This is a genomic window from Pseudarthrobacter sp. LT1 (genome assembly GCF_035621795.1).
In the GTDB taxonomy this organism is placed as follows: domain Bacteria; phylum Actinomycetota; class Actinomycetes; order Actinomycetales; family Micrococcaceae; genus Arthrobacter.
The window spans coordinates 3277862-3304071 of sequence record NZ_CP141830.1 but is presented as its reverse complement, the minus strand read 5'-3'; the positions used below and the strand labels follow the sequence as shown (position 1 = coordinate 3304071).

General features: G+C 62.6%; 22 protein-coding genes. 10 read left to right on the top strand and 12 right to left on the bottom strand.

What is annotated here, in order from left to right:
• The 5 genes from VIK36_RS15450 to VIK36_RS15430 form a co-directional block, all read right to left on the bottom strand.
• Window positions 1-1023 (bottom strand): pilus assembly protein TadG-related protein, encoded by a 1023-nt coding sequence (locus tag VIK36_RS15450; protein ID WP_324642604.1) that lies wholly within the window; start codon window positions 1021-1023, stop codon window positions 1-3.
• Window positions 1011-1388, bottom strand: coding sequence for a TadE/TadG family type IV pilus assembly protein (locus VIK36_RS15445; RefSeq protein ID WP_324645298.1), 378 nt, complete (start codon window positions 1386-1388; stop codon window positions 1011-1013). Before VIK36_RS15445 ends, VIK36_RS15450 begins: the two co-directional genes overlap by 13 nt.
• 119 nt (window positions 1389-1507) lie before the next feature.
• Window positions 1508-1708, bottom strand: a complete 201-nt coding sequence (locus VIK36_RS15440) for a Flp family type IVb pilin (protein ID WP_324642603.1) — start codon at window positions 1706-1708, stop codon at window positions 1508-1510.
• Between the two features lie 23 nt (window positions 1709-1731).
• On the bottom strand, window positions 1732-1932 hold the full coding sequence (locus VIK36_RS15435; RefSeq protein WP_324642602.1) for a Flp family type IVb pilin: 201 nt from the start codon (window positions 1930-1932) through the stop codon (window positions 1732-1734).
• A gap of 276 nt (window positions 1933-2208) precedes the next feature.
• A complete protein-coding gene (locus VIK36_RS15430; RefSeq protein WP_324642601.1) occupies window positions 2209-2871 on the bottom strand; it encodes a prepilin peptidase in 663 nt (220 codons plus the stop codon).
• Window positions 2872-3168: 297 nt separating this feature from the next.
• Between VIK36_RS15430 and rplM the strand changes: the two genes are divergently transcribed.
• Both rplM and rpsI read left to right on the top strand, forming a co-directional pair.
• Window positions 3169-3612, top strand: coding sequence for a 50S ribosomal protein L13 (gene rplM, locus VIK36_RS15425; protein WP_015937805.1), 444 nt, complete (start codon window positions 3169-3171; stop codon window positions 3610-3612).
• 38 nt (window positions 3613-3650) lie between these two features.
• Window positions 3651-4154: a 30S ribosomal protein S9 gene (gene rpsI, locus VIK36_RS15420; protein ID WP_175316342.1), complete on the top strand. Its 504-nt coding sequence runs from the start codon at window positions 3651-3653 to the stop codon at window positions 4152-4154.
• A gap of 59 nt (window positions 4155-4213) precedes the next feature.
• Here rpsI and VIK36_RS15415 read toward each other — a convergent pair whose 3' ends face one another.
• From VIK36_RS15415 to VIK36_RS15405, 3 genes are read right to left on the bottom strand one after another with little or no spacing between them, the layout of a single operon-like run.
• On the bottom strand, window positions 4214-6121 hold the full coding sequence (locus VIK36_RS15415; RefSeq protein ID WP_324642600.1) for a glycosyltransferase family 39 protein: 1908 nt from the start codon (window positions 6119-6121) through the stop codon (window positions 4214-4216).
• Window positions 6122-6125: 4 nt separating this feature from the next.
• Window positions 6126-8105 carry an ArnT family glycosyltransferase gene (locus VIK36_RS15410; protein WP_324642599.1) on the bottom strand — a complete coding sequence of 660 codons (1980 nt, stop codon included), beginning with the start codon at window positions 8103-8105 and terminating at the stop codon, window positions 6126-6128.
• Window positions 8102-9346, bottom strand: a complete 1245-nt coding sequence (locus VIK36_RS15405; protein WP_324642598.1) for a bifunctional glycosyltransferase family 2/GtrA family protein — start codon at window positions 9344-9346, stop codon at window positions 8102-8104. Before VIK36_RS15405 ends, VIK36_RS15410 begins: the two co-directional genes overlap by 4 nt.
• Window positions 9347-9530: 184 nt before the next feature.
• Here VIK36_RS15405 and glmM point away from each other — a divergent pair, with 184 nt between their 5' ends.
• Window positions 9531-10892, top strand: a complete 1362-nt coding sequence (glmM, locus tag VIK36_RS15400) for a phosphoglucosamine mutase (protein WP_324642597.1) — start codon at window positions 9531-9533, stop codon at window positions 10890-10892.
• Here the strand turns inward: glmM and VIK36_RS15395 are convergent.
• The 4 genes from VIK36_RS15395 to coaA all read right to left on the bottom strand — a co-directional run bounded on the left by VIK36_RS15395 (window position 10882) and on the right by coaA (window position 14453).
• Complete coding sequence (locus VIK36_RS15395) at window positions 10882-11880, bottom strand: hypothetical protein (protein WP_324642596.1); 999 nt, start codon at window positions 11878-11880, stop codon at window positions 10882-10884. The two genes, glmM and VIK36_RS15395, sit on opposite strands and share 11 nt — an antisense overlap.
• A 285-nt stretch (window positions 11881-12165) precedes the next feature.
• Window positions 12166-12570, bottom strand: coding sequence for a large conductance mechanosensitive channel protein MscL (mscL, locus tag VIK36_RS15390; protein WP_324642595.1), 405 nt, complete (start codon window positions 12568-12570; stop codon window positions 12166-12168).
• A 24-nt stretch (window positions 12571-12594) separates the two neighbouring features.
• Complete coding sequence (locus VIK36_RS15385; protein ID WP_324642594.1) at window positions 12595-13452, bottom strand: M15 family metallopeptidase; 858 nt, start codon at window positions 13450-13452, stop codon at window positions 12595-12597.
• 5 nt (window positions 13453-13457) lie between these two features.
• Window positions 13458-14453 (bottom strand): type I pantothenate kinase, encoded by a 996-nt coding sequence (gene coaA / locus VIK36_RS15380; protein ID WP_201302504.1) that lies wholly within the window; start codon window positions 14451-14453, stop codon window positions 13458-13460.
• Window positions 14454-14558: 105 nt separating this feature from the next.
• Between coaA and glmS the strand changes: the two genes are divergently transcribed.
• The 7 genes from glmS (at window position 14559) to mgrA (ending at window position 26112) form a co-directional block, all read left to right on the top strand.
• On the top strand, window positions 14559-16451 hold the full coding sequence (gene glmS / locus VIK36_RS15375; RefSeq protein WP_324642593.1) for a glutamine--fructose-6-phosphate transaminase (isomerizing): 1893 nt from the start codon (window positions 14559-14561) through the stop codon (window positions 16449-16451).
• Window positions 16452-16689: 238 nt separating this feature from the next.
• Complete coding sequence (locus VIK36_RS15370) at window positions 16690-17037, top strand: holo-ACP synthase (RefSeq protein ID WP_159631405.1); 348 nt, start codon at window positions 16690-16692, stop codon at window positions 17035-17037.
• Between the two features lie 15 nt (window positions 17038-17052).
• Window positions 17053-18636 (top strand): NAD(P)H-hydrate epimerase, encoded by a 1584-nt coding sequence (locus VIK36_RS15365; protein WP_324642592.1) that lies wholly within the window; start codon window positions 17053-17055, stop codon window positions 18634-18636.
• Window positions 18637-18705: 69 nt separating this feature from the next.
• Window positions 18706-20964, top strand: a complete 2259-nt coding sequence (glgX, locus tag VIK36_RS15360; RefSeq protein ID WP_159631407.1) for a glycogen debranching protein GlgX — start codon at window positions 18706-18708, stop codon at window positions 20962-20964.
• Window positions 20961-23288, top strand: coding sequence for a malto-oligosyltrehalose synthase (gene treY, locus VIK36_RS15355; RefSeq protein WP_324642591.1), 2328 nt, complete (start codon window positions 20961-20963; stop codon window positions 23286-23288). The genes glgX and treY overlap by 4 nt, the downstream gene beginning before the upstream one ends.
• On the top strand, window positions 23285-25075 hold the full coding sequence (treZ, locus tag VIK36_RS15350) for a malto-oligosyltrehalose trehalohydrolase (protein ID WP_324642590.1): 1791 nt from the start codon (window positions 23285-23287) through the stop codon (window positions 25073-25075). The genes treY and treZ overlap by 4 nt, the downstream gene beginning before the upstream one ends.
• Window positions 25072-26112 (top strand): L-glyceraldehyde 3-phosphate reductase, encoded by a 1041-nt coding sequence (mgrA, locus tag VIK36_RS15345; protein WP_324642589.1) that lies wholly within the window; start codon window positions 25072-25074, stop codon window positions 26110-26112. Before treZ ends, mgrA begins: the two co-directional genes overlap by 4 nt.
• Window positions 26113-26210 lie beyond the last annotated feature (98 nt).

Genomic DNA, 26210 nt, shown 5'->3' with positions numbered 1-26210 from the left:
CTACTTGACGAGCGAAGGCGGTACGGTGGTCCCACCGTCGGTGTAACCCCCTCCTTCATATTTGGTGGGGTCAGCCACCCACTTCACGAAGTGCCCCTGAATGCCGCTGTCACTGCCACCACACTTGCTTGCGACGAGGTTGTATGTCCCTGCGCAATGTCCTGGGAATACAAAGCCGTCCAAATAGAAGGCGGCAAAACCCTCGATGTAGTAAATCCCCCCGGCTCCATTGCCTGCGGCTCCACTGAATACGGGGATGAGGACAACACTGCCTACGTAATCCGCCATGTTGTCGCCTTTGTTGCCATTGCAGTCACTTGGCATATTGGCGCCGTTATCGCTTTTGACGTAGGGCATTGTGGGGTCGGAATTGGCGGGATTTGGCGGCAGTACGACTGCCGAACATGTGCCAGAGATGGTGTTGATCCATTCGAAGCCACCGGCAATAACCTTCCCTGAAGCTGATGCGTCGCCGGCGCAGTTCTTGCCGGTTCCCTTGTTGAACATGGCGACGGTTGCACCAGAAAAGTCGAACTGGCAGGGAGCAAACGCCAGTGGAAGCGAGGCCGGACCACTTGACGGACCCCCCCATGTCGCCGTTGCGGTGGCGCCAACGGTGGCTGGTCCGGCGCTTACGAGTGCACTGGCGAACATTTTGGAAAGGAAACCTGCTCCGGATGTACCGTCTTCGGTCGACGTCGTAACGGTTACCTTGCCAGGGACGCTGGTGTCGATTTTCGTTACCTTTGACGCGCCGTCTTTTGAATTGGAGTCAGCGAGAGGCCGGGCAATAGATGTCGGACCAGACACCGCAGTCTGGCATGTTCCCTTGGAGCAGCTTTGGGCAACAGCCAGCGCTGCGGCGTCTGCACCGTTTTGGAGTTGCGCCCGTTCGGCGTAAATTTGGCCAACGTCGACTGCCAGTGCGCCTGCCCCAATTAGGACCACCAACATCAGAACTACCATGACGCCGGCGACGCCTTCTTCCCTCTGGGGATCGCGTGGATGGGTTAGCCACCGCATCTCATGGCTCCTACTCCATTTGTTACGAATGTCTTCGAGAAGGAGATGTTGCTTCCCTGGATTTTGAGTGCAAAGCCTGTAGGTGACGGAAACGTATGCTGAACGGTGACTTTCACTGTGAGATCCGATCCAGAACAAGTTGTGGGAGTCAGCGTGAAGTCCGACGAAACCAGTGAGGAACCGGGTGCGCCATTAATGCCGGCAGTTGTGGCTTGGGACCAGTCCTTCGTCACGGCATATGTTCGCGCAGCTTCCCGAGCGGCCTGAGACAGCGATATTTGAGTGTTATACATATAGGAAAATTCCACGATGCCGGCGATTAGGGCCAGGAGCAGCGGGGCCACGAGCGCCAGTTCGACGGCCACCGCACCGCGTTGGTCATTCTTTGAAGTTCTGCGGCTGCGTTTCACGGGTCCCCCTGGACATTTGCAGCTGTTGAAAGGAACGGTGTGCCGCGTAGAAACGCGGCACACCGTTGATATGGCTACCAACCGGAGACGGTGGTGCCCAGAGTGGAGAACCAGGTATTGAGGGCGCCGCCAAAAGCGCCAACGCCCACCACGAGGACTAGTGCAATCAGTCCGACAAGAAGCGAATATTCTGTGGCTGTGGCCCCTTTTTGAGATTTGAAATCAACGTGGAGCCACGCGCCCAGGACTTGTGCGGCCAGAAGTAGATTTTTCATTTGTCCCACTTAGTTTGCTCGGGCTACCACTTGGCGACGGTGGTACCCAGGTTGCTGAACCAGGTGTTGAGTGCGCCACCGAATGCACCTACACCCACAACTAGGACCAAGGCGATGAGGCCAACGAGGAGGGAGTACTCCGTTGCCGTGGCACCCTTTTCCGATTCGAAACGATCCTTGACGCCGGCAACGAAAGCCATCATCGAGACCATAAGAGAAGTCATTTTATTTCCTTAATTCGGTGAAATTGGATTCTGTTGATTTCAACGAATTTCCAGCTGCCCCCATAAATCTTTAGCGGCTGGACTTCGCTAAGAAGAGATTGTCACTGGGGGGTATGAGGCAACAATGCGTAGTGGTACTCGACTTTTTTGGCAGACGCCAAAAGTACGTACTTGAATACGGGGTCAAGTACTCAGTCGCCGTTCATATGTATCAGGCCGGCTACTTGCTGTTGTTGATGAAGCGGCTGGGGTGCGGCAGGATAATCGGCTGGGTTGCTAGCCGATGAAGACCGTGACCGCGGCGAGAGCGCCGAGCATTGAGGGGCCGTGGGGTACTTCGGTGGCTTTATTCCGGCCTTTTCGACCGAGCACAAACACTGTGACGATGCCATTCAAGACGAAGCCAATGAGCCCGCCGTAGAGCAGCTGGCTCCAACCTAGGTACCCCAGGTAAAGGCCAACAGGCGCGGCGAGCTTCACGTCGCCCATCCCGATGCCGCCGGGGGAAATGAGTCCCAAAATCAGGTAGGCGGCGAACAAAATAACCGCGCCCAGGGATGCGCGGAGCAGATCAACAGATTGCTTACCAAATAGCCCTGGCAATAGAAGTAATAAAAGACCGCCGCCCAGCAGTATCAAAACGAGGGGATTCGGCAGCAAATGGAGCGCTACATCGATCCTTGCCAGCTGAACGCCCAATACGGCAAGTAAAAGGAACGCTGGAAGGCTCAATGCGTTGCCGAAATGCGCGGCAAAGGCCGCACATGCGATGCCGGTGAGTGCCGCCGTCGTAATTCTTGCCTGCAGTCCCGGCGTCTCGCCGAGCCTCGGAAGAAGCTTCGCAATCAGGAGTTCGACGCTGGGGGAGAGGCTGCCTCCCAGGATCCCGGCGCCAACGACTAGCAGTGCGCTGGTGGGATCCCCGTTCGCCGTTGACAACACTGCATCCCCCTGCGTTGATTGGGCCGGCGTGGCCCCAGCGGCCTCCGGCTACCTCATTTTGACCCCGAACCACCTGACGCGCTAATCTTGGTAGTCGTTGTGCGTGTCCTATTCCGATGGTGCGTGCCCGCTTGAGGATCCGGTTGCAGGATAACTACTCAACGTGCACATTCGGAACTTCAGGATGACTGGTTACATGGAGCCCTCACCTCTGTTCCGGTAGCGCGCAGACAGTAGGTGCGCGAGCTAGCGACACCTAAAAAAGAACGCCAGAACAAGAACGAGGCAAACACCGTGCGTACGTACACCCCGAAGCCCGGCGATATCAACCGCCAGTGGCACGTCATTGACGCCACCGACGTTGTCCTTGGTCGTCTTGCAAGCCAGACCGCAATCCTGCTGCGCGGCAAGCACAAGGCCACTTTCGCATCCCACATGGACATGGGCGACTTTGTCATCATCATCAACGCTGAAAAGGTAGCCCTGACCGGCGCCAAGCTGGAGCAGAAGCGGGCATACCGCCACTCCGGCTACCCGGGCGGCCTGACTTCCGTCAACTACGCGGAACTGCTGGAATCCAACCCGGTCCGCGCCGTTGAGAAGGCCATCAAGGGCATGCTCCCCAAGAACTCCCTTGCTGCCCAGCAGCTCGGCAAGCTGAAGGTGTACCGCGGTGCTGAGCACCCGCACGCCGCCCAGCAGCCCAAGACTTTCGAAATCACCCAGGTCGCCCAGTAGTCCTGGCCACCAAACAACTTATCTATACAAGGAGAATCGTGGCTCAGAACGAAGAGACCACCGAGGCTGTCGAGGCCGAGGAAAACCTGACCAGCTACACCTCTGAAAGCTCAGCTGCTGAAGCTGCGCCCAAGAAGGAGCGCCCGGCCCTGACCGTTGCCGGCGCAGCTGTTGGCCGCCGTAAGGAAGCCGTTGCACGCGTCCGCGTCGTGCCCGGTTCCGGCAAGTGGACCATCAACGGCCGCGAGCTGGCGAACTACTTCCCGAACAAGCTGCACCAGCAGGACGTCAACGAGCCCTTCAAGATCCTTGATCTCGAAGGCGCCTACGACGTCATCGCCCGCATCCACGGCGGCGGCATCTCCGGCCAGGCCGGCGCCCTGCGCCTCGGCATCGCCCGTTCGCTGAACGAGATCGACGTCGAGAACAACCGCCCGACACTGAAGAAGGCCGGTTACCTGTCCCGCGACGCCCGTGTCATCGAGCGTAAGAAGGCCGGTCTCAAGAAGGCTCGTAAGGCTCAGCAGTACTCTAAGCGCTAAACCCGCTTGCACAGAAGCCCGTCCCACCGGTTGGTGGGGCGGGCTTTTGCTCTCGTAATTTACCCCTGGGCGAGACGGTACACGGTAGTGTTGCCGATCTTCTCTGAACGAAAGTTTTGCTGAACCCAGCTTGAGATTAGACGGGCCGTTGAATCGGGGAATTGGACCTCAATGAATGCTTCCTGCTCGACGAAGTAGCAGATTTCTCCAGCTGCCACCCTGTTCTTGAATTCGTCAAGCGTCGGGGAGGGGTCTGTCCCAGCAAAACCTCCCACAGGCATAACAGCGTGCTGCGACTCTAACTGCAAACGCGCGGCCGACTGACTGGCGTAGCTCGCAGCTGCCCAAGTACATACGTTAGAGTTCGCAAGCATATTTACAACTTCAACATCTGGATCCCTCCCGAAAGCTATGTCGTGAGCCCAAGGTATTTTGTTGGTCTGTAACTCCGCCAGTAGGTGGCTAATAGTTCGTGGGTTCTTAGAAAGCATGCCAGAGAGCGGATTAGATCCGTTGAAAGGTGTCGCGACGTTGTGTATGGACGTAATAATGGGGCCGCAGAAAAGCGACATCACGAGTACGCCCGCGGCAGTCACTTCAACTTTTGCTGTTGGCGGCCTTAGGATCAAAGCGGATATGGCCGCAATTCCGATGCCTAAATTAGCGCCTGCCAGCCAAGCAGGCCAACCAGTGGTGCTGGACAGAATGAGCCATGCGGATAGCGAAGCCGTGAGCGCGATTGCTGCCCCAACGAAACGTACTCTCGCCGATCGGCGTCTCTTGATTAGTTCATCCGCGGCGATACCGAGTACCAGCGCCAGGGGTGGTGCCAGTGCTGCAGTGTAATAGGAGTGGATTTGGTTGCCCATAAAACAGAGCAGCAGAAATGCTGTTAGTAACCACAGGCTCGATGCAAGGTATGTGGCTCTGGTAGCCCGGGTCATAAAACCTCGGCGCCAAGTTAGAGCCAGCCAAAGCGCAGCTAAGAGGGCGGCAAATAACAGCCAGGAGGCTTCTTGGTTGTAGTTTCCGTTTAGCAGCCGAAAGAAGCCAGCGTCGTTGTCAACTGTCCTGTACTGAGGCGGCAACTGCTGTGCACTCGGATCTTGTTCGGTTCCGGCAATACGTTCGATCCCGTTATAGCCAAGAGTGAGCTGCAGAACGCTATTGCCAGGTGAACCACCCACGAAGGGGCGTCGATCTTCTGGAATCAGGTCCACTATTGTCATCCAGAGTCCGCCAGCCACAATTAGTCCGCCGACCGCGGCACCCGCTATTCTCAGGCGGCTGACCCAAGGCTGAGGACTGAACGTCAGGTAGACAAGGCCGAACGCAGGGACACTCAGCAAGCCCTGCAGTTGTTTGGTCATGAATGCTAGACCCAGCAATACTCCGGCCACGACAAAGAAACGGCCTCGGCCTGTCTCTACGCTTCGCAGAACGAACCAAAGAGCAGCCACCATAAGAAGCAGCATCAGAGGATCCGGATTGTTGTACCGCGACATCAGAGTGACTATGGGGGTCGTAAAGAAGGCGGTCGCTCCCAACAGGGCCGCTACGCCGGAAACGCAGCGTCGCAGGATGGCGTAGATCAAAAGTGTGGTCGCGACGCCGATGACAGCCTGCGGCAGCAGGATGGCGGTGGGGTTGAAGCCGAATAACCTGGCAGACAGGCCCATCACCCAGAGGCTAAGGGGCGGCTTATCCACTGTTATGGAGTTTCCCCAATCCGAGGATCCAAAGAAAAAGGCAACTGGGTCCATGAGACCTGACTGCACTGCAGCGCTGTAGAAGTAATTAGCCCATCCGTTGATCCCCAAATCCCAGCAATAAAGGATGGCATTTGCCGCGAGAATCACGAGCAGCGCCGGGCGTTCCCAAACGGGCTCCCCACCATGACCTCGCAGGAACCAGCGAGCTGCAGTGTTTATTTTCGAAACGAGCGTTGAAGGCTTGAAGCTGAGCACTGGCTTATTGTTCCTTACGGAGATCGTAGATGCTGACACCGTCCACCACCTCTTCTGTGAAGTTGCGGCGAACCCATTCTGTGATTTCCTGGGTTTGAGTACTTAGACCGCCCCGCTCCAGCAAGTCCTGAGACAAAATAAAGTACCCGATCTGTTTTTCTGCCACTAGAGTCCTAAACTGCTCCGGTGTTGGTGCTGGATCGCTTCCGAGCCAACCTCCCAGGGGAATTACTGGCATTCCGGATTGCAGCTGGTAAAGAGCAGCATTCTGTGCGGTGAAGGTTGCGGCTCCCCATTTTTGGTTTGAGGTTCGGGTTCTGACCATCTCCGTCACCTCTGGAACGGTAACTCCGAGCGCTGTTTGCTGCGCCCACCGGATCTCCCCCTTCTTCAAAGCTGCCATGAGTTTTGTCAAAGAGCCGGCATCATTGCCGGTTGGCCCTGACATGGGATTGGTGCCCCATTGGGGAGTTGACATCGTGTATATGTTGGTTGCTATAGGGGCGGCCAAGAGGCTACAGGCAAGAACGGCCGAGGTAAGAAGATCGAGGTGACGGCGAGTCGGTTGTAGAACCCAAAGCATTGCGCCGACTAAACCGAGGGCAGACAAGCCGATGCGCAGCCACAAAGGCCACTCATTGCTGTATTCCATCACTCTCATAGCCACGTACACCGAAGACGCAATCAAGATGGCCCCCAGGACGCGAAGAACCGTTCTATAGCGGAGCTTCCAGAGGGACGCGAGCCCCAAGGCTACGGTCATAGCAAGAGGTGCACCCAGGGAGTACGTGTAATAGGTATGGATCATCGTGCCCATGCAGCAAAGCACCAGAAGCGCTGTGCTGAACCAAAGTATTGAAACTGCAACGATGTTCCGCTGACCGCGGCTCAAGTTAAGAGTGCGATGCAGGACGACAAGTACGATACTCGCGAAGATCCCGGTTACTAACAACCAGGCGATCTCCTGGGCGAAGTTGCCGTTAAGGAGCCGAGGTAGGCCTCCGACGAACTCCACGGCGTCGCTGGCTGTACCTGAAACTTTGTTGCCTTGGGAATTCAGCGGTATATGAAGAAACCGTGCAAGACCGTTGTAGTCCATAGTCAGTTCGAGTGCGCTGTTATTTACCGATCCACCGATGTAGGGACGATCGGCAGCGGGAATTAGGTCCACGGTAATGAGCCACCCTAATGAAGTGGCTAGAAGGGCTCCCGATGCGACCATCCCTTGCTGAAGCCTGTGCCGGAACTGCCCTTGGCCGAAGGCAAGGATGGAAATGCCAAGCGCCGGCAAAACTAGGAGGGCTTGAACCTGTTTAGCCATGAAACTAAGCCCCAAGAGGAGCCCTGCCAACGCAAATGTCCGCAGCTTGGCGGACTCCATTGCCTTCAGAGTTATGGATACTGCCGACACCGTCAGCAAGCCCATCAACGGTTCAGGATTGTTGAACCTTGACATCAGCATGACAACAGGCGTGGTTGCGTAGACGGCTGCACAAAAAAGAGAAGTGCGCGGACCGAAACCCCGCCGCATCAAGCGGTACAAAAGGTAGCTGGTAGCCACTCCCATTAGGGCTTGGGGAACCAGGATGCTCCAGCTGCTGAGACCGAACAGCCGAACTGACAGGGCCATGACCCAGATGCTCAACGGGGTCTTGTCAACCGTTATCAGATTGCCCCACTCGAAGGATCCGAAAAAGAAGGCCTTCCAGTCCTGAGCTCCCGCTTGAGCAGCCGCCGAGTAGTAGGGGTTGGCCCAGCCGTTCGCGTCCAGCCCCCAAAGGTACAGGGCTGCGATAACACTTAGCAGGCCAAAAAGCGCCCGCCTCTCCCATGGCTCGGTCTCGTCCGGGCCGCGCCAGATGCGGTGTAAAACGAACAACAGTTGGCGGTTCCATTCCCACGGGCTTGTGCGTTTTGCACCGATATACCCGCTGTTTCTGTCGGTAGCTGTGGAAACGAGGTCGCTATTTAGCAGGCGGCTCATGAGACGCGTCCATCGACCGTTATAGGCGCCCCGACAAGACGTGGCTGGATCTTCTGATTTCGTCCGTTCCTGAAGACCCACAGGCGCAGGAGGACGAACCGCAATAAGGTCGCAAGGACATTGGCGCCTGTTAACGTCAGTAGTTCCACGCTCGGGAGTGCATCCGGCTGGGCGGCATGAAGGATGAACAAGGCCGAAGAAGTGATGCCCCATGCGAGCAGGAAGACAATCAGTCCTTGAATCTGCTGGGTTACTAGTCTCGAAGGCCCGACGATCCCGAAGGTAAAGCGCCGGTTCGCTGCGGTGTTGCCAACAGCGGTCAGAAGTAAGGCCAGGAAGTTCGCTTCCTGGGATCCAAATGGGCTCTGCAAGATGAGGTAGAGCACGGCGAACGCCACGGTGGAGGCAATCCCCACAAGCCCGAAACGGAGTACTTGACCAAAGAAGCTTGGCCGCCTTGCAGACGTAATGGGACGCCGGCCAAGCTCGGCGTAGATGGCTTGAACCGGAATGACCCCCTTGAAAAGGGATCCCGCTACGCGCACCATCCCTCTGAGATCATCTAGAGCCGTCTGCTTGATGTCAACCCGGCTGTCCGGATCGTCCACCCAGTCGACAGGAATCTCGTGAATGCGAAGCCCTGAACGCTCAGCAATAATCAGAAGCTCCGTGTCGAAAAACCAGCCGTTGTCCTCAATATGGGGAAGTAGCCGCTGGGCTACGTCGGCGCGGATCGCCTTGAAACCACACTGTGCATCGGAAAACCTCACTTGCATGGTGCGGCGGAGTAAAAAGTTGTAGGACCGGGAAATGAATTCACGCTTGGGCCCCCGGCTCACCCGGGAACTCTGGCCCAAACGGGTGCCGATCGAGATGTCAGAATGCCCGGACAGCAGGGGGGCCACCAAAGGTGGAAGCGCTGCCAGGTCCGTGGAGAGGTCAACGTCCAGGTAGGCCAGGACTTTTGCATTCGAGGCTGACCAGGCGTCCCTTAGCGCGTACCCGCGTCCTTTGACCTCAAGGCGCCGATACTCAACGTTTGGCAGGTGCTCGCTAAGTCGAGCGGCAATCACCGGTGTCCGGTCAGTGCTTGCATTATCGGCGATGGTGATTTTCCACGTCGACGGCATTTCATTCGTCAGATATTCGGCGAGCCTTGTGATGCTGCGTTCCAGTACCGTTTCTTCGTTGTAGACCGGTACTACAATTTCGAGCGCCAAGCCCCCATAGCTAGGTGTCATGCATGGATCGTAGGGGCCTCCAAATAGGCGTGGCGAGGGTTTCGAGTAAAGACAGGTAGCAAGGAAATAAACCAAGTAGTCCCAGTAATGTGCCCAGACCGTGAGCAGGTACTCGACAGGTAGGGCCAGCCGCGGAACGCCGACTACGCAGATCTTGGCAGCACCCATCCTCTACACTTGACCGGTGTCTAGATTATTTGGAACTGATGGTGTCCGGGGGCTGGCCAACGGCCTGCTGACAGCAGAACTGGCCCTGCAGTTGGCCCAGGCGGCCGCCGTCGTGCTTGGTCACGACCGCAACTCCAACGGCTCCCGGCCCCGCGCCGTGCTGGCTAGAGACCCGCGCGCCAGCGGTGAATTCATCGCCGCCGCCGTGGAAGCCGGACTCTCCAGCTCAGGCATCGACGTCTACGACGCCGGCGTCCTGCCCACCCCCGCAGCCGCCTACCTGGTGGCGGATCTGGATGCCGACTTCGGCGTCATGATTTCCGCCTCGCACAACCCGGCGCCGGACAACGGCATCAAGTTCTTTGCCCGCGGCGGCCAGAAGCTGCCCGACGAGGTGGAGGACGCCATCGAGGCCCAGATGAGCAAGGAAGCCGTCCGCCCCACCGGCGCCGATGTGGGCCGGATCCAGCGTTTCTCCGACGCAGAGGACCGCTACATCGTCCACCTGCTCCGTACCCTCCCGCACCGCTTGGACGGCCTCACAGTGGTGCTGGACTGCGCCAACGGTGCCGCCAGCGGCTGCTCACCGCAGCTCTTCAAGGACGCCGGCGCGGAGCTCATCGTCATCGGCGCGGATCCTGACGGCCTGAACATCAACGACGGCGTGGGCTCCACCCACCTGGGCCCCCTCAAGGAAGCCGTGGTCAAGTACGGAGCTGACCTGGGTATCGCACACGACGGCGACGCCGACCGCTGCCTGGCCGTTGACCACGAGGGCAACGAGGTGGACGGCGACCAGATCATGGCCATCCTCGCCGTAGCGCTCAAAAAGGCGGGCAAGCTCAAGGACGACGTCCTGGTGGCCACCGTCATGAGCAACCTGGGCCTCAAGATCGCCCTCCGCAACGCCGGCATCACCATCCTGGAAACCGCCGTGGGGGACCGCTACGTCCTGGAAGGCATGCGCGACGGCGGCTACAACCTGGGCGGCGAGCAGTCCGGCCACGTGATCTTCTCCGACCACGCAACGACCGGCGACGGCCTCCTCACCGGGCTGCAGCTGGCCGCGCAGGTGGCCCTGACCAAGAAGCCGCTCAAAGAGCTCGCCACCGTGATGACCAAGCTTCCGCAGGTCCTCATTAACGTCAAGGGCGTTGACCGCAGCCGGGTCGGAAGCAGTGACGTCCTGGCCCAGGCCGTGGCAGCAGCGGAAGCAGCACTGGGCGACACCGGCCGCGTCCTGCTCCGCCCGTCCGGGACCGAGCCCGTTGTGCGCGTAATGGTGGAGGCCGCTGACGAGGAGACGGCCCAGTCCATCGCCGAACACCTCGCCCAGGTGGTCCGGACCGAGCTCGCGCTGGAGCTCGTTAGTGACTAACGGGCAGCAAGCTCTTCTTCATGTCGTTGCGCTTTTTTACTAGTTCGTGCATCAGTAGGAAGATGGCGATGGCTTGTAATGCTGATGCGATGAGAAGTGGCCAGATGTAGCGGTTGCCGGAGAAGTAAAGGACATAGACCAGAAGGCCCGTTCCGGAAAAAATTACCGGAACCAAACGAAGACTTCTAGTACTGATAAAAACGAGTGAAAGCACTTCGGCGGCAAAGAAATAGCGGTCATGCATTTGCGGCAAGAGGTATGGGCATACGGCCAGGACGCACACGGCCAGCAGGATTCTTCGCTCAGAAGAGTCCGGCGCTCTCCAGTAGGCGAAAGCAATTCCCAACAGGACTACCGAACATGCAATCAGTGCCGGAATCCTTCCTTCCGCTGCTGTTACACCGGGAAACCATTCGTATACGTTTGCTGCACCGGCTACTAGCCGGTCTTCACCCGATTGCTTCACGTAGATGCCCAGCGTGCTGACCAGCGAGCGACCGAACAGCATCGGAGGAAGGCTGAGTGTTGCCCAAAGTCCGGCTGCGAGAATGGGGCTCATCAGGTGGAATCGATTGCGCAGCGAGATCAGAACGAGCACTGGCAGGAAGAACACAGACTGGAGCTTGAACGCGAGTGCAACCGCCCAAAGAAGCCACGCTCTGCGTGCGTCGTTTCGGAGGAGATAGCTGAGCGAGAGTGTGAGGAAGGCAGCGTAAAACGAGTCGCATTGTCCCCACATGGCCGAGTTCAAAAGCACTGTAGGAATGAAGAGTGTGACTACGGCTGCGGTTGCAGGTTCCAGCCCGTAAGGTCGGTAATGGCGCACGAGGTGCGCCATTGAGACAGCCAACAGAACATCACCAATCAGTGAAATGATTTTGATTGCGAATAGCGGCGCGATTGGTAGAAGACTTGCTACATACATCAAGAAGAGGTAGGGAAAGTTGTAATTGGAGAATTCTCCCCCCAGGGCTGCCGCCCCATGCATTCGATACTCCTGCATCCAAGGCAGTAGATAGATCCGAGCATCATCGCTTACGAATGGAAGCGTCAGTAGTCGCGCGAACGCGGCAACTAGCAGAGACAAACCAAGGAAGAGTTTGCGTTGCGACGTGGTTGATGAAGCCGAAAGTCCCGGCCGTGATTGCCCCATTGCGCAATCATTGAGGGCTTGAGGCGAGGTGTCAACGGAACAATGCCACATGACTATACGTGAGCAAACAAAAGTGGCCCGCCTCCTCGAGGGAGACGGGCCACTGGCGTTTGGAAAAACTCAGAGCGCGCGCTCCTTCAGCGCATCCCGGATTTCGGTCAGCAGCGCAACCTGAGGGTCCTCGGCAGCATCCTTCTTGACGTCCTTGTTGATCCCCAGCCGGCGGTTGCGGCGCTCGATCATCATGTTCATCGGCATCACCACCACAAAGTAGATGGCCGCCGCGATCAGCAGGAAGTTCACGATTGCAGTCAGCAGCACCCCGAATTCGATGGCGTTGCCGTTCAGGTTTACCTTGGCAAAACTGTCGAAATTGGGTGCACCCACCAGGCCGGAGACGAACGGCATCAGCACCTTGTTCACCAGCGCCGTGACCACCGCTCCGAACGCGGTACCCATGACAACGGCCACGGCAAGGTCAACAACGTTGCCCTTCATAATGAAGTTCTTGAATCCACTAAGCATGAGAACCAACCTAGCGCACCGGGATTACAGGTATGCCGGTGCCGCTTCCAGGCCAAAGTATTCCTCCAGCGTGCCGATGCCGCGGTTCAGCATGTCCGTGGCCGCCTCCACTCCCACGTACCGCAGGTGCCACGGCTCGTAGTAGTACCCCGTGATGGGGTGCAGCATCCAGGGGTACCGCACTACGAACCCGAACCGGTGCCCGTTCTCTTTCGCCCAGGTGGCCGCCGGCTGCTCCGCGAAGCACGGCTGGAAGCTGCAGGCACCCCCGCCGTCCCCGATGTCGAACGCCCACCCGGTCTGGTGCTCCGAGTGCCCGGGCCGCGCACTGGCGGTGTCGGCGTCGGCCTGCCCCCGCGCCGCGACGTACCCGTTGTACGTGGTCACCTGCGTGCTGTACGAGCGGTAGCCGCTGGCCAGGACCACCGCCACACCATCCCGCGCGGCCGCGGCGAACATCGCCTCAGCCGCTGCCGCCGTGGTGCTGTTCAGCAGCGCCGCCTCACCTGCGGCGGAGACCGCGACGGCGGGACGCACCAGGTCAGCCGGCACATAGTCCGCCGGCTTCAACGGCCGGTGCTTGTTCACGACGACCCAGGGGCTCGCCGGATCATCGAGCGAAAACTGCCGCGCCAAAGCCGCCGAGGGCGAGGGTGTGGGGGACGGCGCCTCAGGCGGCTGCCCCACTGTGGCCGCGTCCGCCGTCGGGCCCGCTGACGCGGTGGCGGCCGTAGGGGACGGGGAAGGGGAAGGAGCAGCGGACGACGACGGCGCCGCCTTGGGTGCCTCCGGTGTGCAGGCTGCCAGGACGGTCAGTCCGGCCCCTGCCGCGAGGAAGCGCGTGAAGCTGCGCCGGCTGGAAGAAACGCATTGGTAGCACACCTGTGCTACACCTTCCGGAGCAGCATGCGGCGGATGGAGTGGTCCGCCTCTTTGGTCAGCACCAGCTGGGCCCGGCCGCGTGTGGGCAGCACGTTCTCCTCCAGGTTGGGCTCGTTGATCCGCTTCCAGATGTCCCGGGCGGTGTTCTCTGCCTCTTCATCGGACAGGGTGGCGTAGCGGTGGAAGTAGGACTCCGGCTGCGCGAACGCGGTGCTGCGCAGCTTCCGGAACCGGTCCACATACCACTCCTCGATGTAGGAGGTCTTGGCGTCCACGTAGATGGAAAAGTCAAAGAAATCACTCAGGGCCAAACCCTGGCGGCCGTCATGCCGGGGGCGGGCAGGGGCCAGCACGTTCAGGCCCTCAACGATCAGCACGTCCGGGCGGCGGACCACCACTTCCTTGCCGGGCACAATGTCGTACGTGACGTGGGAGTACCAGGGCGCGCGCACTTCCTCGGCGCCGCCCTTGATCTCGCTCACGAAGCGCAGGAGCGCCCGCCGGTCATAGGACTCCGGGAAACCCTTCCGGTCCAGCAGTTGACGGCGTTTGAGCTCGGCCAGGGGGTAGAGGAACCCGTCGGTGGTGATGAGCTCCACGTTGGGGGTGCCCGGCCAGCGGCGAAGCATCTCCCGCAGCACGCGGGCGATGGTGGACTTGCCCACGGCAACAGAGCCGGCGACGCCGATCACGAACGGGGTGCGCTGGGTCTGCTCGCCCAGGAACGTTGTGGTGGCCGCGTGCAGCTGACCGGCAGCCTCCACGTACAGGTGCAGGAGCCGTGAGAGCGGCAGGTAGACATCCCTGACTTCCTTGATGTCCAGGGGGTCGCCAAGCCCGCGAAGGCGCAGCACATCCTCTTCATTAAGGGGCTGTTCCATCTGGGCTGCGAGCCGGGACCAGGTATGCCTGTCCAGCTCCACGAACGGCGAGGCACCCTCCCCGTTCGCTTCATTGCGTTGCGAAGTCACGCTAAAGATTCTGCCCCGCTCCCGGCCCATCGCGAAATGACGCCCCTGTTCAGTGCGGCGGCACCCGTCACGGAGGCGCCGCCCGGAGGCCTCCCGGTTTAGAGCAAGTGGCACGCTGCCGATAGTCTTGTGCCTATGTGTGGAATCGTGGGATACGTAGGCCGTTCGGTTGACGGTGCAATTAATGGTCACAGTGCGTTGGATGTTGTCCTGGAGGGGCTGCGGCGCCTGGAGTACCGCGGTTATGACTCTGCCGGTGTGGCTGTGGTGTCCCAGGGGGCTATCGAGTCGCGGAAGAAGTCCGGGAAGCTGAGCAACCTGATTGGTGAGCTGGAGGCCCGGCCGTTGCCGGAGACCCTGACCGGTATTGGCCACACGCGGTGGGCGACGCACGGTGGTCCGACGGACCGCAACGCGCACCCGCACCTGGCTGACGGCGGCAAGCTCGCCGTGATCCACAACGGCATCATCGAAAACTTCGCCGAGCTCAAGCTCGAGCTGCTGGAAAAGGGTGTGACGTTCCTGTCCGAGACGGACACGGAGGTCGCCGCGGCGCTGCTGGCCGACATCCTGCGCAACCAGCTGGGCGGGGACACCGCCAACGGTGGCCTGACCCGGGCCATGGAGCTGGCGTGCCAGCGCCTTGAGGGTGCCTTCACGCTGCTGGCCGTGCACGCGGACCAGCCCGACGTCGTCGTGGCCGCCCGCCGTAACTCACCGCTGGTGGTGGGCCTGGGCCAGGGGGAGAACTTCCTGGGTTCGGATGTGTCCGGGTTCATCGATTACACCCGCCGCGCGGTGGAGCTGGGCCAGGACCAGATCGTCACGATCACCGCCGACACCGTCACGATCACCGATTTCTTTGGCAACCCGGCCCAGGGCAAGGAATACCACGTGGACTGGGATCCGGCTTCGGCCGAAAAGGGTGGGTTCTCCTCGTTCATGGAGAAGGAAATCCATGACCAGCCCGACGCCGTCGCCCAGACCCTGCTGGGCCGGTCGGACCTGGACGGCAAGCTGACCCTGGATGAGCTGCGGATCGACCCGGAGCTGCTGAAGCAGGTCAACAAGATCATCGTGCTGGCCTGCGGCACCGCCGCGTACGCGGGCACGGTGGCGAAGTACGCGATCGAGAACTGGTGCCGGATCCCCACCGAGGTGGAGCTCGCGCACGAGTTCCGTTACCGGGACCCGATCCTGGACGAGAAGACCCTGGTGGTCTCCATCTCCCAGTCCGGGGAGACCATGGACACCCTGATGGCTGTCCGGTACGCCCGGGAACAGGGCGCCAAGACCATCTCGATCTGCAACACCAACGGCTCCACCATCCCGCGTGAATCCGACGCAGTGCTCTACACCCACGCCGGCCCGGAGATCGCGGTGGCCTCCACCAAGGCGTTCCTGGCCCAGATCACGGCCGCGTACCTGCTGGGCCTGTACCTGGCGCAGCTGCGCGGGAACATCTTCTCGGGCCAGATCAAGGACGTCCTGGCGGACCTGAACAAGATCCCTGCCAAGATCCAGACCATCCTGGACAACGCCGGCCCGCTGCGCGAACTGGCCCGGTCGATGGCCAACGAGAAGTCCGTGCTGTTCCTGGGCCGCCACGTGGGCTACCCCGTGGCCCTCGAAGGCGCTTTGAAGCTCAAGGAAATCGCGTACATCCACGCCGAAGGCTTCGCCGCCGGTGAGCTCAAGCACGGCCCCATCGCCCTGATCGATGAAGGCCAGCCCGTGTTCGTCGTCGTCCCGTCCCCGCGCGGGCGTGACTCGCTGCACGCCAAGGTGGTCTCCAACATCCAGGAAGTCCGCGCCCGCGGCGCCCGGACCCTGGTCATCGCCGAGGAAGGCGACGAAGCCGTGAAGGCCTACGCCGAGTACGTCTTCTACGTCCCCGAGACCCCCACCCTGCTGATGCCCCTGCTGACTACCGTCCCGCTGCAGATCTTCGCCGCGGAACTCGCCGCAGCCAAGGGCTACGACGTGGACCAGCCCCGCAACCTCGCCAAGAGCGTCACCGTCGAATAAGCGGAATATCGCAGGACAGAAGCCCCGGTCCCCACGGCCCGGGGCTTTCCGCGTTAACGCCCTCGGGCCGAGCGGGTTTGCGTAACTTTTGGCCCGCCCCGGCCACCGAAGCCCCGGGATGTCGGGGTGCGCTCCGCGCGGCCAGCCTGAAAGTCCCGCTTTTCCGCTGATGGCGGACAGCCCGAATGACCGGCGCGCGCCGGCTTCCCGCAGGGAGCCTCACCGTAGAATGGCACCCATGATCGTTGGCATTGGGGTAGACGTAGTAGACATCGAGCGGTTCGGCCGCCAGCTGGAACGGACGCCGGGCCTGAGGGACCGCTTGTTCGTGCCCGCGGAACGCGAGCTGAACACCCGCTCCCTGGCCGCCCGGTTCGCCGCCAAGGAAGCGGTGGCCAAGGTCCTCGGCGCGCCCGCCGGCATGAACTGGCAGGACTGCTGGATCGGCCTCGACCGTAACGGCCCCACCGTCCAGGTGAAGGGGACCGTCCTTGCCGTTGCCGAGGCCAAGGGCGTCAAGCGCTGGCATCTGTCCATCAGCCACGACGGCGGCATCGCCACAGCCACGGTGCTGGCCGAGGGCTGATCAGGCCTCCGCCGCATGATCAGCGCCTACACCGGAACGCAGGTCCGGGCCGCCGAGGAACCCCTGCTGGCTGCCGGCCAGGGGGACGTGCTCATGCAGCGCGCCGCACACGGGCTGGCCGGCGCCGTCGTCAATGAACTCAAGTCCCGCGGCAGCCGCCTGAACGGCTCGCGAGTGGTGGTGCTGGTAGGTAAGGGCAACAACGGCGGCGATGGCCTGTTCGCCGGCGCCTTCCTGGCCGCCCGTGGAATGCGTACGACGGCGGTGCTCACCGGGGATGCGGCCCATCCGGCCGGACTGGCCGCCTTCGAGCGCGCGGGCGGCCGGGTGCAGCGGTTCACTGAAGCGGCACTTCCGGGACTGTCCGCCGAATCCGCACGCGCCGACGTCGTGATCGATGCGGTGCTGGGAACCGGTGCCAAGGGCGGGCTGCGGGGGAGTGCCGCGGACCTGGTCCAGGCTCTCGCCGGCGCACATCTCCGCGGACTTGTGGTGGCCTGCGACCTTCCCAGCGGCGTGGACGCGGACACCGGCGAGGCTACCGAGCCCGTCCTGCCGGCCGACCTGACCGTCACGTTCGGGGGAGCGAAAAACGGCCTGCTGGCCGACCCTGGGGCCGACTTCGCCGGCCGCGTGGTGGTTGTGCCCATCGGGATTGAGGAGCACCTGCCGGAACCATCCCTGCGCCGGCTCGAGGACGCCGAGCTGGCCCGAATCCTGCCGCACCCCGCCCGGCGCGCCCAGAAGTACTCCCGCGGCGTCCTGGGCGTAGTGGCCGGATCCGAGGACTACCCCGGCGCTGCGGTCCTCGCCTGCCGGGGAGCACTGGCAGCAGGAGTGGGCATGGTCCGGTACCTCGGTCCGCCGTCCGTGGCCAACCTGGTCCGCCAGTCCTGTCCCGAAGTTGTCTGCAGCACCGGAACCGTTGCAGAGAACCGCGTGCAGGCCTGGCTGGTGGGCTCCGGGATGGGCCCGCACGACCATGAACAGCTGACCCGCGCCCGGGACGCCATTGCATCGGACCTTCCGGTGGTGGCCGATGCCGGCGCGCTGCCCGCCCTGCCTGCCATGCTCGCGCCGCACGTGGTGCTGACCCCGCACGCCGGTGAGTTGGCATCCCTGTTCCAGCGCCTGGGCCACGGGGAGGATAGGGAAGCCGTGGAAGCAGGCACGCTTGCCGCAGTCCGCCAGGCGGCTGTTCGCACAGGGGCCACCGTCCTGCTCAAGGGCGCCACCACGCTCGTGGCCGCGCCTTGGGGCATCACCTTCAGCCAGGCGGACGGCACGCCCTGGCTCGCCACCGCCGGCAGCGGGGACGTCCTGGCCGGCGTCATCGGTGCGTTGCTCGCCCAGGCCGGGCCCGACGTCGGGCGCTTCAGCGAGGTGGGCATCACAGGGGACAGCCGCTGGGCTGCCATTGCCGCGCTGGGTGCCGCGTTGCACGGCCGGGCCGGGAGGGCTGCGTCGGAGGCGGCGTCCGGCGGGCCGATCGCCGCTGGCGGAATTGCAGATGCCCTACCCGAAACCTGGGGTAAAGTCAGCATGCTTAGTAACTATGAAGCCTGGAAACGTAATAGTCACAGCCAACCACTACGGTAGGCATTAGTTCGCACCAGCAGCAGGGGCGTTCCAATGCCGTCTGCTGCTGACCAAATAATGAGGAGCACGATGGAAGTCTGGCCTGGAACTGCCTACCCGCTGGGAGCTACCTTTGACGGCACCGGCACCAATTTCGCCCTGTTCAGCGAACGGGCGGAGCGGGTCGAACTCTGCCTCCTGGCCGATGACTTGACCGAAACCAAGATCGAGCTGACCGAAGTGGACGGCTATGTGTGGCACTGCTACCTGCCCCACATCCAGCCCGGCCAGAAGTACGGCTACCGGGTGCACGGGCCGTACGACCCCGCCGCCGGCAACCGCTTCAACCCGAACAAGCTGCTGATGGACCCCTACGCCAAGGCCATCCAGGGCCAGATCGATTGGGACCCCGCGCTGTTCTCCTACGAATTCGGCGACCCCGACTCCCGCAACGACGCCGATTCCGCGCCGCACACCATGCACGGCGTGGTCATCAACCCGTTCTTCGAATGGGACGGCGACCGCCAGCTGAAGATCCCGTACCACGAATCGGTGATTTACGAAGCCCACGTCAAGGGCCTCACCGAGCTCCACCCTGAGATCCCCGAAGAGCAGCGCGGCACCTACGCTGGCGTATCGCACCCCGCGGTCATTGACCACATGAAGAAGCTCGGCGTCACCGCCATCGAGCTCATGCCCGTTCACCAGTTCGTCAACGACGGCACCCTGGAAGAGAAGGGCCTCAACAACTACTGGGGCTACAACACCATCGGCTTCTTCGCGCCGCAGAACACGTACAGCTCCACGGGCGATGTGGGGCACCAGGTCCAGGAATTCAAGGCCATGGTCCGCGACCTGCACCGCGCCGGCATCGAAGTGATCCTCGACGTCGTCTACAACCACACGGCCGAAGGCAACCACCTCGGCCCCACGCTGTCCTTCAAGGGCATCGACAACCAGGCCTACTACCGCTTGGTGGACAACGACCTCAAGCACTACATGGACTACACCGGCACCGGCAACTCGCTGAACGTGCGCCACCCGCACTCCCTGCAGCTGCTCATGGATTCCCTCCGCTACTGGGTCACCGAGATGCACGTGGATGGCTTCCGCTTCGACCTCGCCTCCACCCTGGCCCGCGAGTTCTACGACGTGGATAAGCTCTCCACCTTCTTCGAACTCATCCAGCAGGACCCGGTAGTTTCCCAGGTCAAACTGATCGCCGAGCCGTGGGACGTTGGCCCCGGCGGCTACCAGGTGGGCAACTTCCCGCCGCAGTGGACCGAATGGAACGGCAAGTACCGCGACACCGTCCGTGACTTCTGGCGCGGCGAACCCTCCACCCTGGGCGAGTTCGCGTCCCGCCTGACCGGCTCCGCGGACCTGTACGAAAGCTCCGCCCGGCGCCCGGTGGCCTCCATCAACTTCGTCACCGCCCACGACGGCTTCACCATGCGGGACCTGGTCTCCTACAACGAGAAGCACAACGAGGCCAACGGCGAAGGCAACAACGACGGCGAATCGCACAACCGGTCCTGGAACTGTGGCGTGGAGGGAGACACCGACGACGAGAAGGTGCTGACCCTGCGTGCCCGCCAGCAGCGGAACTTCATCGCCACGCTCCTGCTCTCCCAGGGTGTCCCCATGCTGCTCCACGGCGACGAACTCGGCCGTACCCAGCAGGGCAACAACAACACCTACTGCCAGGACTCCGAGCTCAGCTGGGTGCACTGGGAAGCCATGGACCAGCCGCTGGTGGAGTTCACCGCATTCGTCAACAAGCTCCGGCACGACCACCCCACCTTCCGCCGCAGCCGCTTCTTCGACGGCCGCCCCGTGCGCCGCGGCGAAGGCGAGAAGCTGCCGGACATCGTCTGGCTCAAGACCGACGGCACCGAGATGCTGCCGGAGGACTGGGGGAGCGGCTTTGGCCGGACCATCGGCGTGTTCTACAACGGCGACGGCATCCAGGAACAGGACTCACGCGGCCGCCGGATCACAGACGACAGCTTCCTCATGGCCTTCAACGCCCACGATGATGAGGTGGACTTCTGCGTTCCGTCCGACGAGTACTCGCAGTACTGGGAAGTCCTGATTGACACTGCCGCCCAGGCCGACGCCTACGAACCGCTCAAGGCCGGTGCCACTTTGACGCTGGACGCGAAGTCCATGGTGGTACTGCGCGCCTACTCCGGCCCCGAAGCCGAAGTGGATACGTCCGCGGCTGCGTCCCTGGCCTCCATGGCCGAGCACGAGGAGGCCCAGGAGGAGATGGCGGAGGCCCAGACCAAGGCCGCGGAAGCGAGCGAGGCGAGGGCAACGGGCGCTGACAAGAAAGCTAAAGCATGAGGACTCCGGTCTCCACATACCGTTTGCAGATCCGCAGCAGCTTCACCCTGTTCGACGCCGCCGACAAGGTTCCGTACCTGAAGGACCTCGGCGTGGACTGGGTGTACCTGTCGCCCATCCTCACCGCGGAGAAGGGCTCGGACCACGGCTACGACGTGACCGACCCTTCCGCGGTGGATCCGGACCGCGGTGGCCCGGAAGGCCTGCTGGCCCTCTCCAAGGCTGCGCGCGAGCACGGAATGGGCGTCCTGGTGGACATCGTGCCCAACCACGTGGGCGTTGCCACCCCGGCGCAGAACCCGTGGTGGTGGTCCCTGCTCAAGGAAGGCCGCGGGTCGCCGTACGCCGAAGCGTTCGACGTCGACTGGGACCTTGGCGGCGGAAAGGTACGGCTGCCGATGCTGGGCTCGGACTCCGACCTGGACAAACTCGAGGTCAAGGACGGTGAACTGCGCTACTACGACCACCGGTTCCCGCTGGCCGAGGGCACGTACAGCGAGGGTGACTCCCCGCAGGACGTCCACAGCCGCCAGCACTACCAGCTCATGGACTGGCGCCGGGCCGATGCCGAGCTGAACTACCGGCGCTTCTTTGCGGTCACCACCCTCGCCGGCATCCGGGTGGAAGAGCCGTCGGTCTTCGAGAAGGCCCACGCCGAGGTGGGCCGCTGGTTCACCGAAGGCCTGGTGGATGGGCTCCGCGTGGACCATCCGGACGGTCTGGCTGACCCCGCGGGCTACCTCCGCTGGCTCAAGGACCTCAGTGGCGGCGCGTACGTTCTGGTGGAGAAAATCCTCGAACCGGGCGAAGTGCTGCCTCAGGACTTTGCCTGCGAAGGGACCACTGGCTACGACGCCCTGGCGGACGTGGACCGGGTCTTCGTGGACCCTGCCGGGCAGCAGGCCCTGGATGCCCTTGACGCATCCCTGCGGGGAACGTCCGGGCCCGCCGATTACGCGGAGATGATCCGCGGCACCAAGCGCATGATCGCCGACGGCATCCTGCGCTCCGAGGTGCTGCGCCTTGCCCGGCTGGTCCCCGAGTCCCACGGCATCACCGTGGACCAGGCGGCCGACGCCATTGCCGAGATCATCGCATCCTTCCCGGTCTACCGGTCCTACCTGCCGGTGGGAGCGGACGTCCTCAAGGAAGCCTGCGAGTCCGCCGCGGCGCACCGGCCGGACCTGGAAGTGGCGGTGGGAACCCTCCTGCCGCTGCTGCTGGACCCCGCCAATCCCATCGCCGTCCGCTTCCAGCAGACCTCCGGCATGGTCATGGCCAAGGGCGTGGAGGACACCGCGTTCTACCGCTACACACGCCTGGGCACGCTGACCGAGGTGGGTGCCGAGCCCACCGAGTTCGCGGTGGCGCCCGAGGAATTCCACCGGCGGATGCAGCGGCGCGAGCAGGAGTTGCCGCTGTCCATGACCACCCTGTCCACCCACGACACCAAGCGCAGCGAGGATGCCCGGGCGCGGATCTCGGTTATCGCCGAACTGCCGCAGGAATGGGCGGAAACACTGGAGACGCTCCGCGGACTGGCGCCGATTCCGGACGGACCCTACGAGAACCTGCTGTGGCAGGCAATCATTGGTGCATGGCCGGCAAGCCGGGAGCGGCTGCAGGGCTATGCGGAAAAGGCGGCCAGGGAGGCCGGCAACTCCACTAGGTGGACCGAGCCCAACGAGGATTTCGAGGCCAAGGTCAAGGCTGCCGTAGATGCGGTCTTCGACGACGCCACGGTGGCCAAGGTGGTTGGGGACTTCGTGGCCCGCATCGACGCCTACTCGGCTACCAATTCGGTGTCCGCCAAGCTGGTCCAGCTGACCATGCCGGGCGTGCCGGACGTCTACCAGGGCAGCGAGTACTGGGAACGGTCACTCACGGACCCGGACAACCGCCGCCCCGTCGACTTCGCCGCACGGCAGGCAGAGCTGGCAAAGCTCGACGCCGGCGCCTTGCCGGACGCGGGCACAGAGGCCAGCAAGCTGCTGGTCACCTCGCGGGCACTGCGCCTGCGCCGCGACAGGCCTGAGCTGTTCCAGGGATACACGCCGCTCGCCGCCACAGGCGCGGCGGCCGGGCACCTGCTCGCGTTCACCCGCGGAACCGATGCGACCCCCGGTGCGCTGACGCTTGCCACCCGGCTCCCCGCCGGACTGGAGGCTGCCGGCGGGTGGCGGGACACCGCCGTCGACCTTTCCACTGCCATGCGTGACGAACTGACCGGAGCCAGCTTCGGCCCGGGCCAGGTTTCGGTGGCAGAGGTGCTGGGTACCTACCCCGTGGCCCTGCTGGTACCTGTGGATGGAGAAAAGGCATGACCCTGGTCAACGTAGGACCCGAGCGTTTCGATGTGTGGGCCCCGGACGTTTCATCGGTGGTTTTGCTGGCCGATGGCCGGCAATATCCCATGCGGAAGAAGGACACGGCGCCCGGATCCGAAGGGTGGTGGACTGCACCTGACGCCCCGGCCGACGGGGATGTGGACTACGGCTACCTGCTGGACGGGGACACCACCCCTGTTCCGGACCCCCGGTCCCGCCGGCTCCCTTCCGGTGTGCATGAACAGTCCCGGACCTACGATCCCGCCGCCTACGCGTGGCGGGATTCCGGCTGGCGCGGCAAGGACCTGCAGGGTGCCGTCATTTACGAACTGCACGTGGGCACCTTCACCCCTGAAGGAACCCTCGACGCCGCCGTGGAGAAGCTGGGCTACCTGGCGGACCTGGGCATCGATTTCGTGGAACTGCTGCCGGTCAACGGCTTCAACGGCACCCACAACTGGGGCTACGACGGCGTCCAGTGGTACGCCGTGCACGAAGGCTACGGCGGTCCTGCTGCCTACCAGCGCTTCGTTGACGCCGCGCACGCTGCAGGACTGGGCGTCATCCAGGACGTGGTGTACAACCACCTGGGACCCAGCGGCAACTACCTCCCCAAGTTCGGCCCGTACCTGAAACAGGGCGACGCCAACACGTGGGGCGATTCGGTAAACCTGGACGGTCCCGGCTCGGACGTAGTGCGTGAATACATCCTGGACAACGCCGCCCTGTGGCTGCGCGACTACCACGTGGACGGGCTCCGCCTCGATGCGGTGCACGCGCTGCGGGACGAGCGGGCCATCCACATCCTGGAGGACCTGGGGGCCCTGGGCGACGCCATTTCGGCCGAAACCGGGCTGCCCAAAACCCTTATTGCGGAATCGGACCTCAACAACCCACGCCTGATCTACCCCCGGGACGTGAACGGGTACGGCCTGGCCGGGCAATGGAGCGACGACTTCCACCACGCCGTCCACGTCAGCGTCAGCGGCGAAACCACCGGCTACTACTCGGACTTCGAATCCCTGGCCGTGCTGGCCAAGGTCCTCAAGGACGGGTTCCTCCACGACGGCAGCTATTCCAGCTTCCGCGGCCGGCACCACGGACGCCCCATCAACGCCTCGCTGGTGCACCCGGCGGCGCTGGTGGTCTGCAACCAGAACCACGACCAGATCGGCAACCGCGCCACGGGGGACAGGCTCTCCCAGTCGCTGTCCTACGGGCAGCTGGCCGTCGCCGCGGTGCTCACGCTGACCTCGCCGTTCACGCCCATGCTGTTCATGGGCGAGGAATACGGGGCCTCCACACCGTGGCAGTTCTTCACCTCGCATCCCGAACCGGAGCTCGGAAAGGCCACCGCGGAAGGGCGCATCAAGGAATTCGAGCGCATGGGGTGGGATCCCGCCGTCGTGCCCGATCCCCAGGATCCGGAAACCTTCCGTCGGTCCAAGCTGGACTGGGCCGAGGCCTCTACGGGCGACCATGCGCGGCTCCTGGACCTGTACCGGTCCTTGACGGCGGTGCGCCGCTCCCATCCGGACCTGGCCGGGCCTGGCTTTGACGGGACAGACGTTTCGTTCGACGACGACGCGGGCTGGCTGCGCTTCCGGCGCGGTTCCGTCGAGGTGCTGGTGAACTTCTCCGACTCGAAGGTACGGCTTGACGGCGCGTCCGGCAGCGTCCTGCTGGCCACGGACGACGGGACCGGGCTGGACGGTGACGCCCTGGCCATGGCGCCCTGGAGTGCAGCGATCATCGCAACCCAACAGGAAGGACAGAACGCATGACCTATTCAGCAGCGGACAACCGCTATGAAACCATGCCCTACCGCCGGGTGGGCCGCAGCGGGCTCAAGCTCCCGGCCATCTCCCTGGGACTGTGGCACAACTTCGGCGATGACAAGCGCTTCGAGGAACAGCGGGACATCCTCCGCCGCGCCTTCGACCTGGGCGTCAACCACTTCGACCTCGCCAACAACTACGGCCCTCCGGACGGGTCCGCGGAAACGAACTTCGGCCGGCATCTGCGGGACGACTTCAAGCCCTACCGCGACGAACTGGTCATCTCCACCAAGGCCGGCTATTACATGTGGCCCGGCCCCTACGGAGAATGGGGTTCCCGCAAGTACCTGATCTCCAGCCTGGACCAGTCGCTGCAACGGATGGGCCTGGACTACGTGGACATCTTCTACAGCCACCGCCCGGACCCCGAAACGCCGATGGAAGAAACCATGGGCGCACTGGACTACGCTGTCCGGTCCGGCAAGGCACTGTACGCGGGAATCTCCTCCTACACGCCGGAACAGACCCTTGAGGCTGCCCGGATTCTCAAGGAACTCGGTACGCCGCTGCTGATCCACCAGCCCAGCTACTCCATGCTCAACCGCTGGACCGAGGACGGCTCGCCGAACCTGTACGAGGTGCTGGACCAGGTGGGCGCAGGGTCGATCGCCTTCTCGCCCCTGGCACAGGGGATGCTCACGGACCGCTACCTTCACGGCATCCCGGAAGACTCCCGGGCAGCCAAGGCACGTTTTCTCTCCGAGGACTCCATTACGGAGGAGAAGCTGGACCGGGTCTTCGGATTGCGGGAGATCGCCGAGGGCCGCGGGCAGTCCTTGGCCCAGATGGCCATTGCCTGGATCCTGCGCGACCAGCCGAAGGGTTCACCCGTCACATCGGCCCTGGTGGGAGCCTCAAGCGTCCGGCAGCTGGAGGACACGCTGTCCGCCATCAATAACCTCAACTTCACTGATGAGGAGCTCACGGCGATCGATGAATTCGCCGTGGAATCCGATATCAACCTCTGGAAGCAGAACGCCTGAGGCGCTTGTTTCCATTACACAGCGGGACCGGCGGAACAACTGCCGGTCCCGCTGTGTTGGGTAGTATGAAAAGGCGCCGCGCGGCGCCAAGCCAGCCG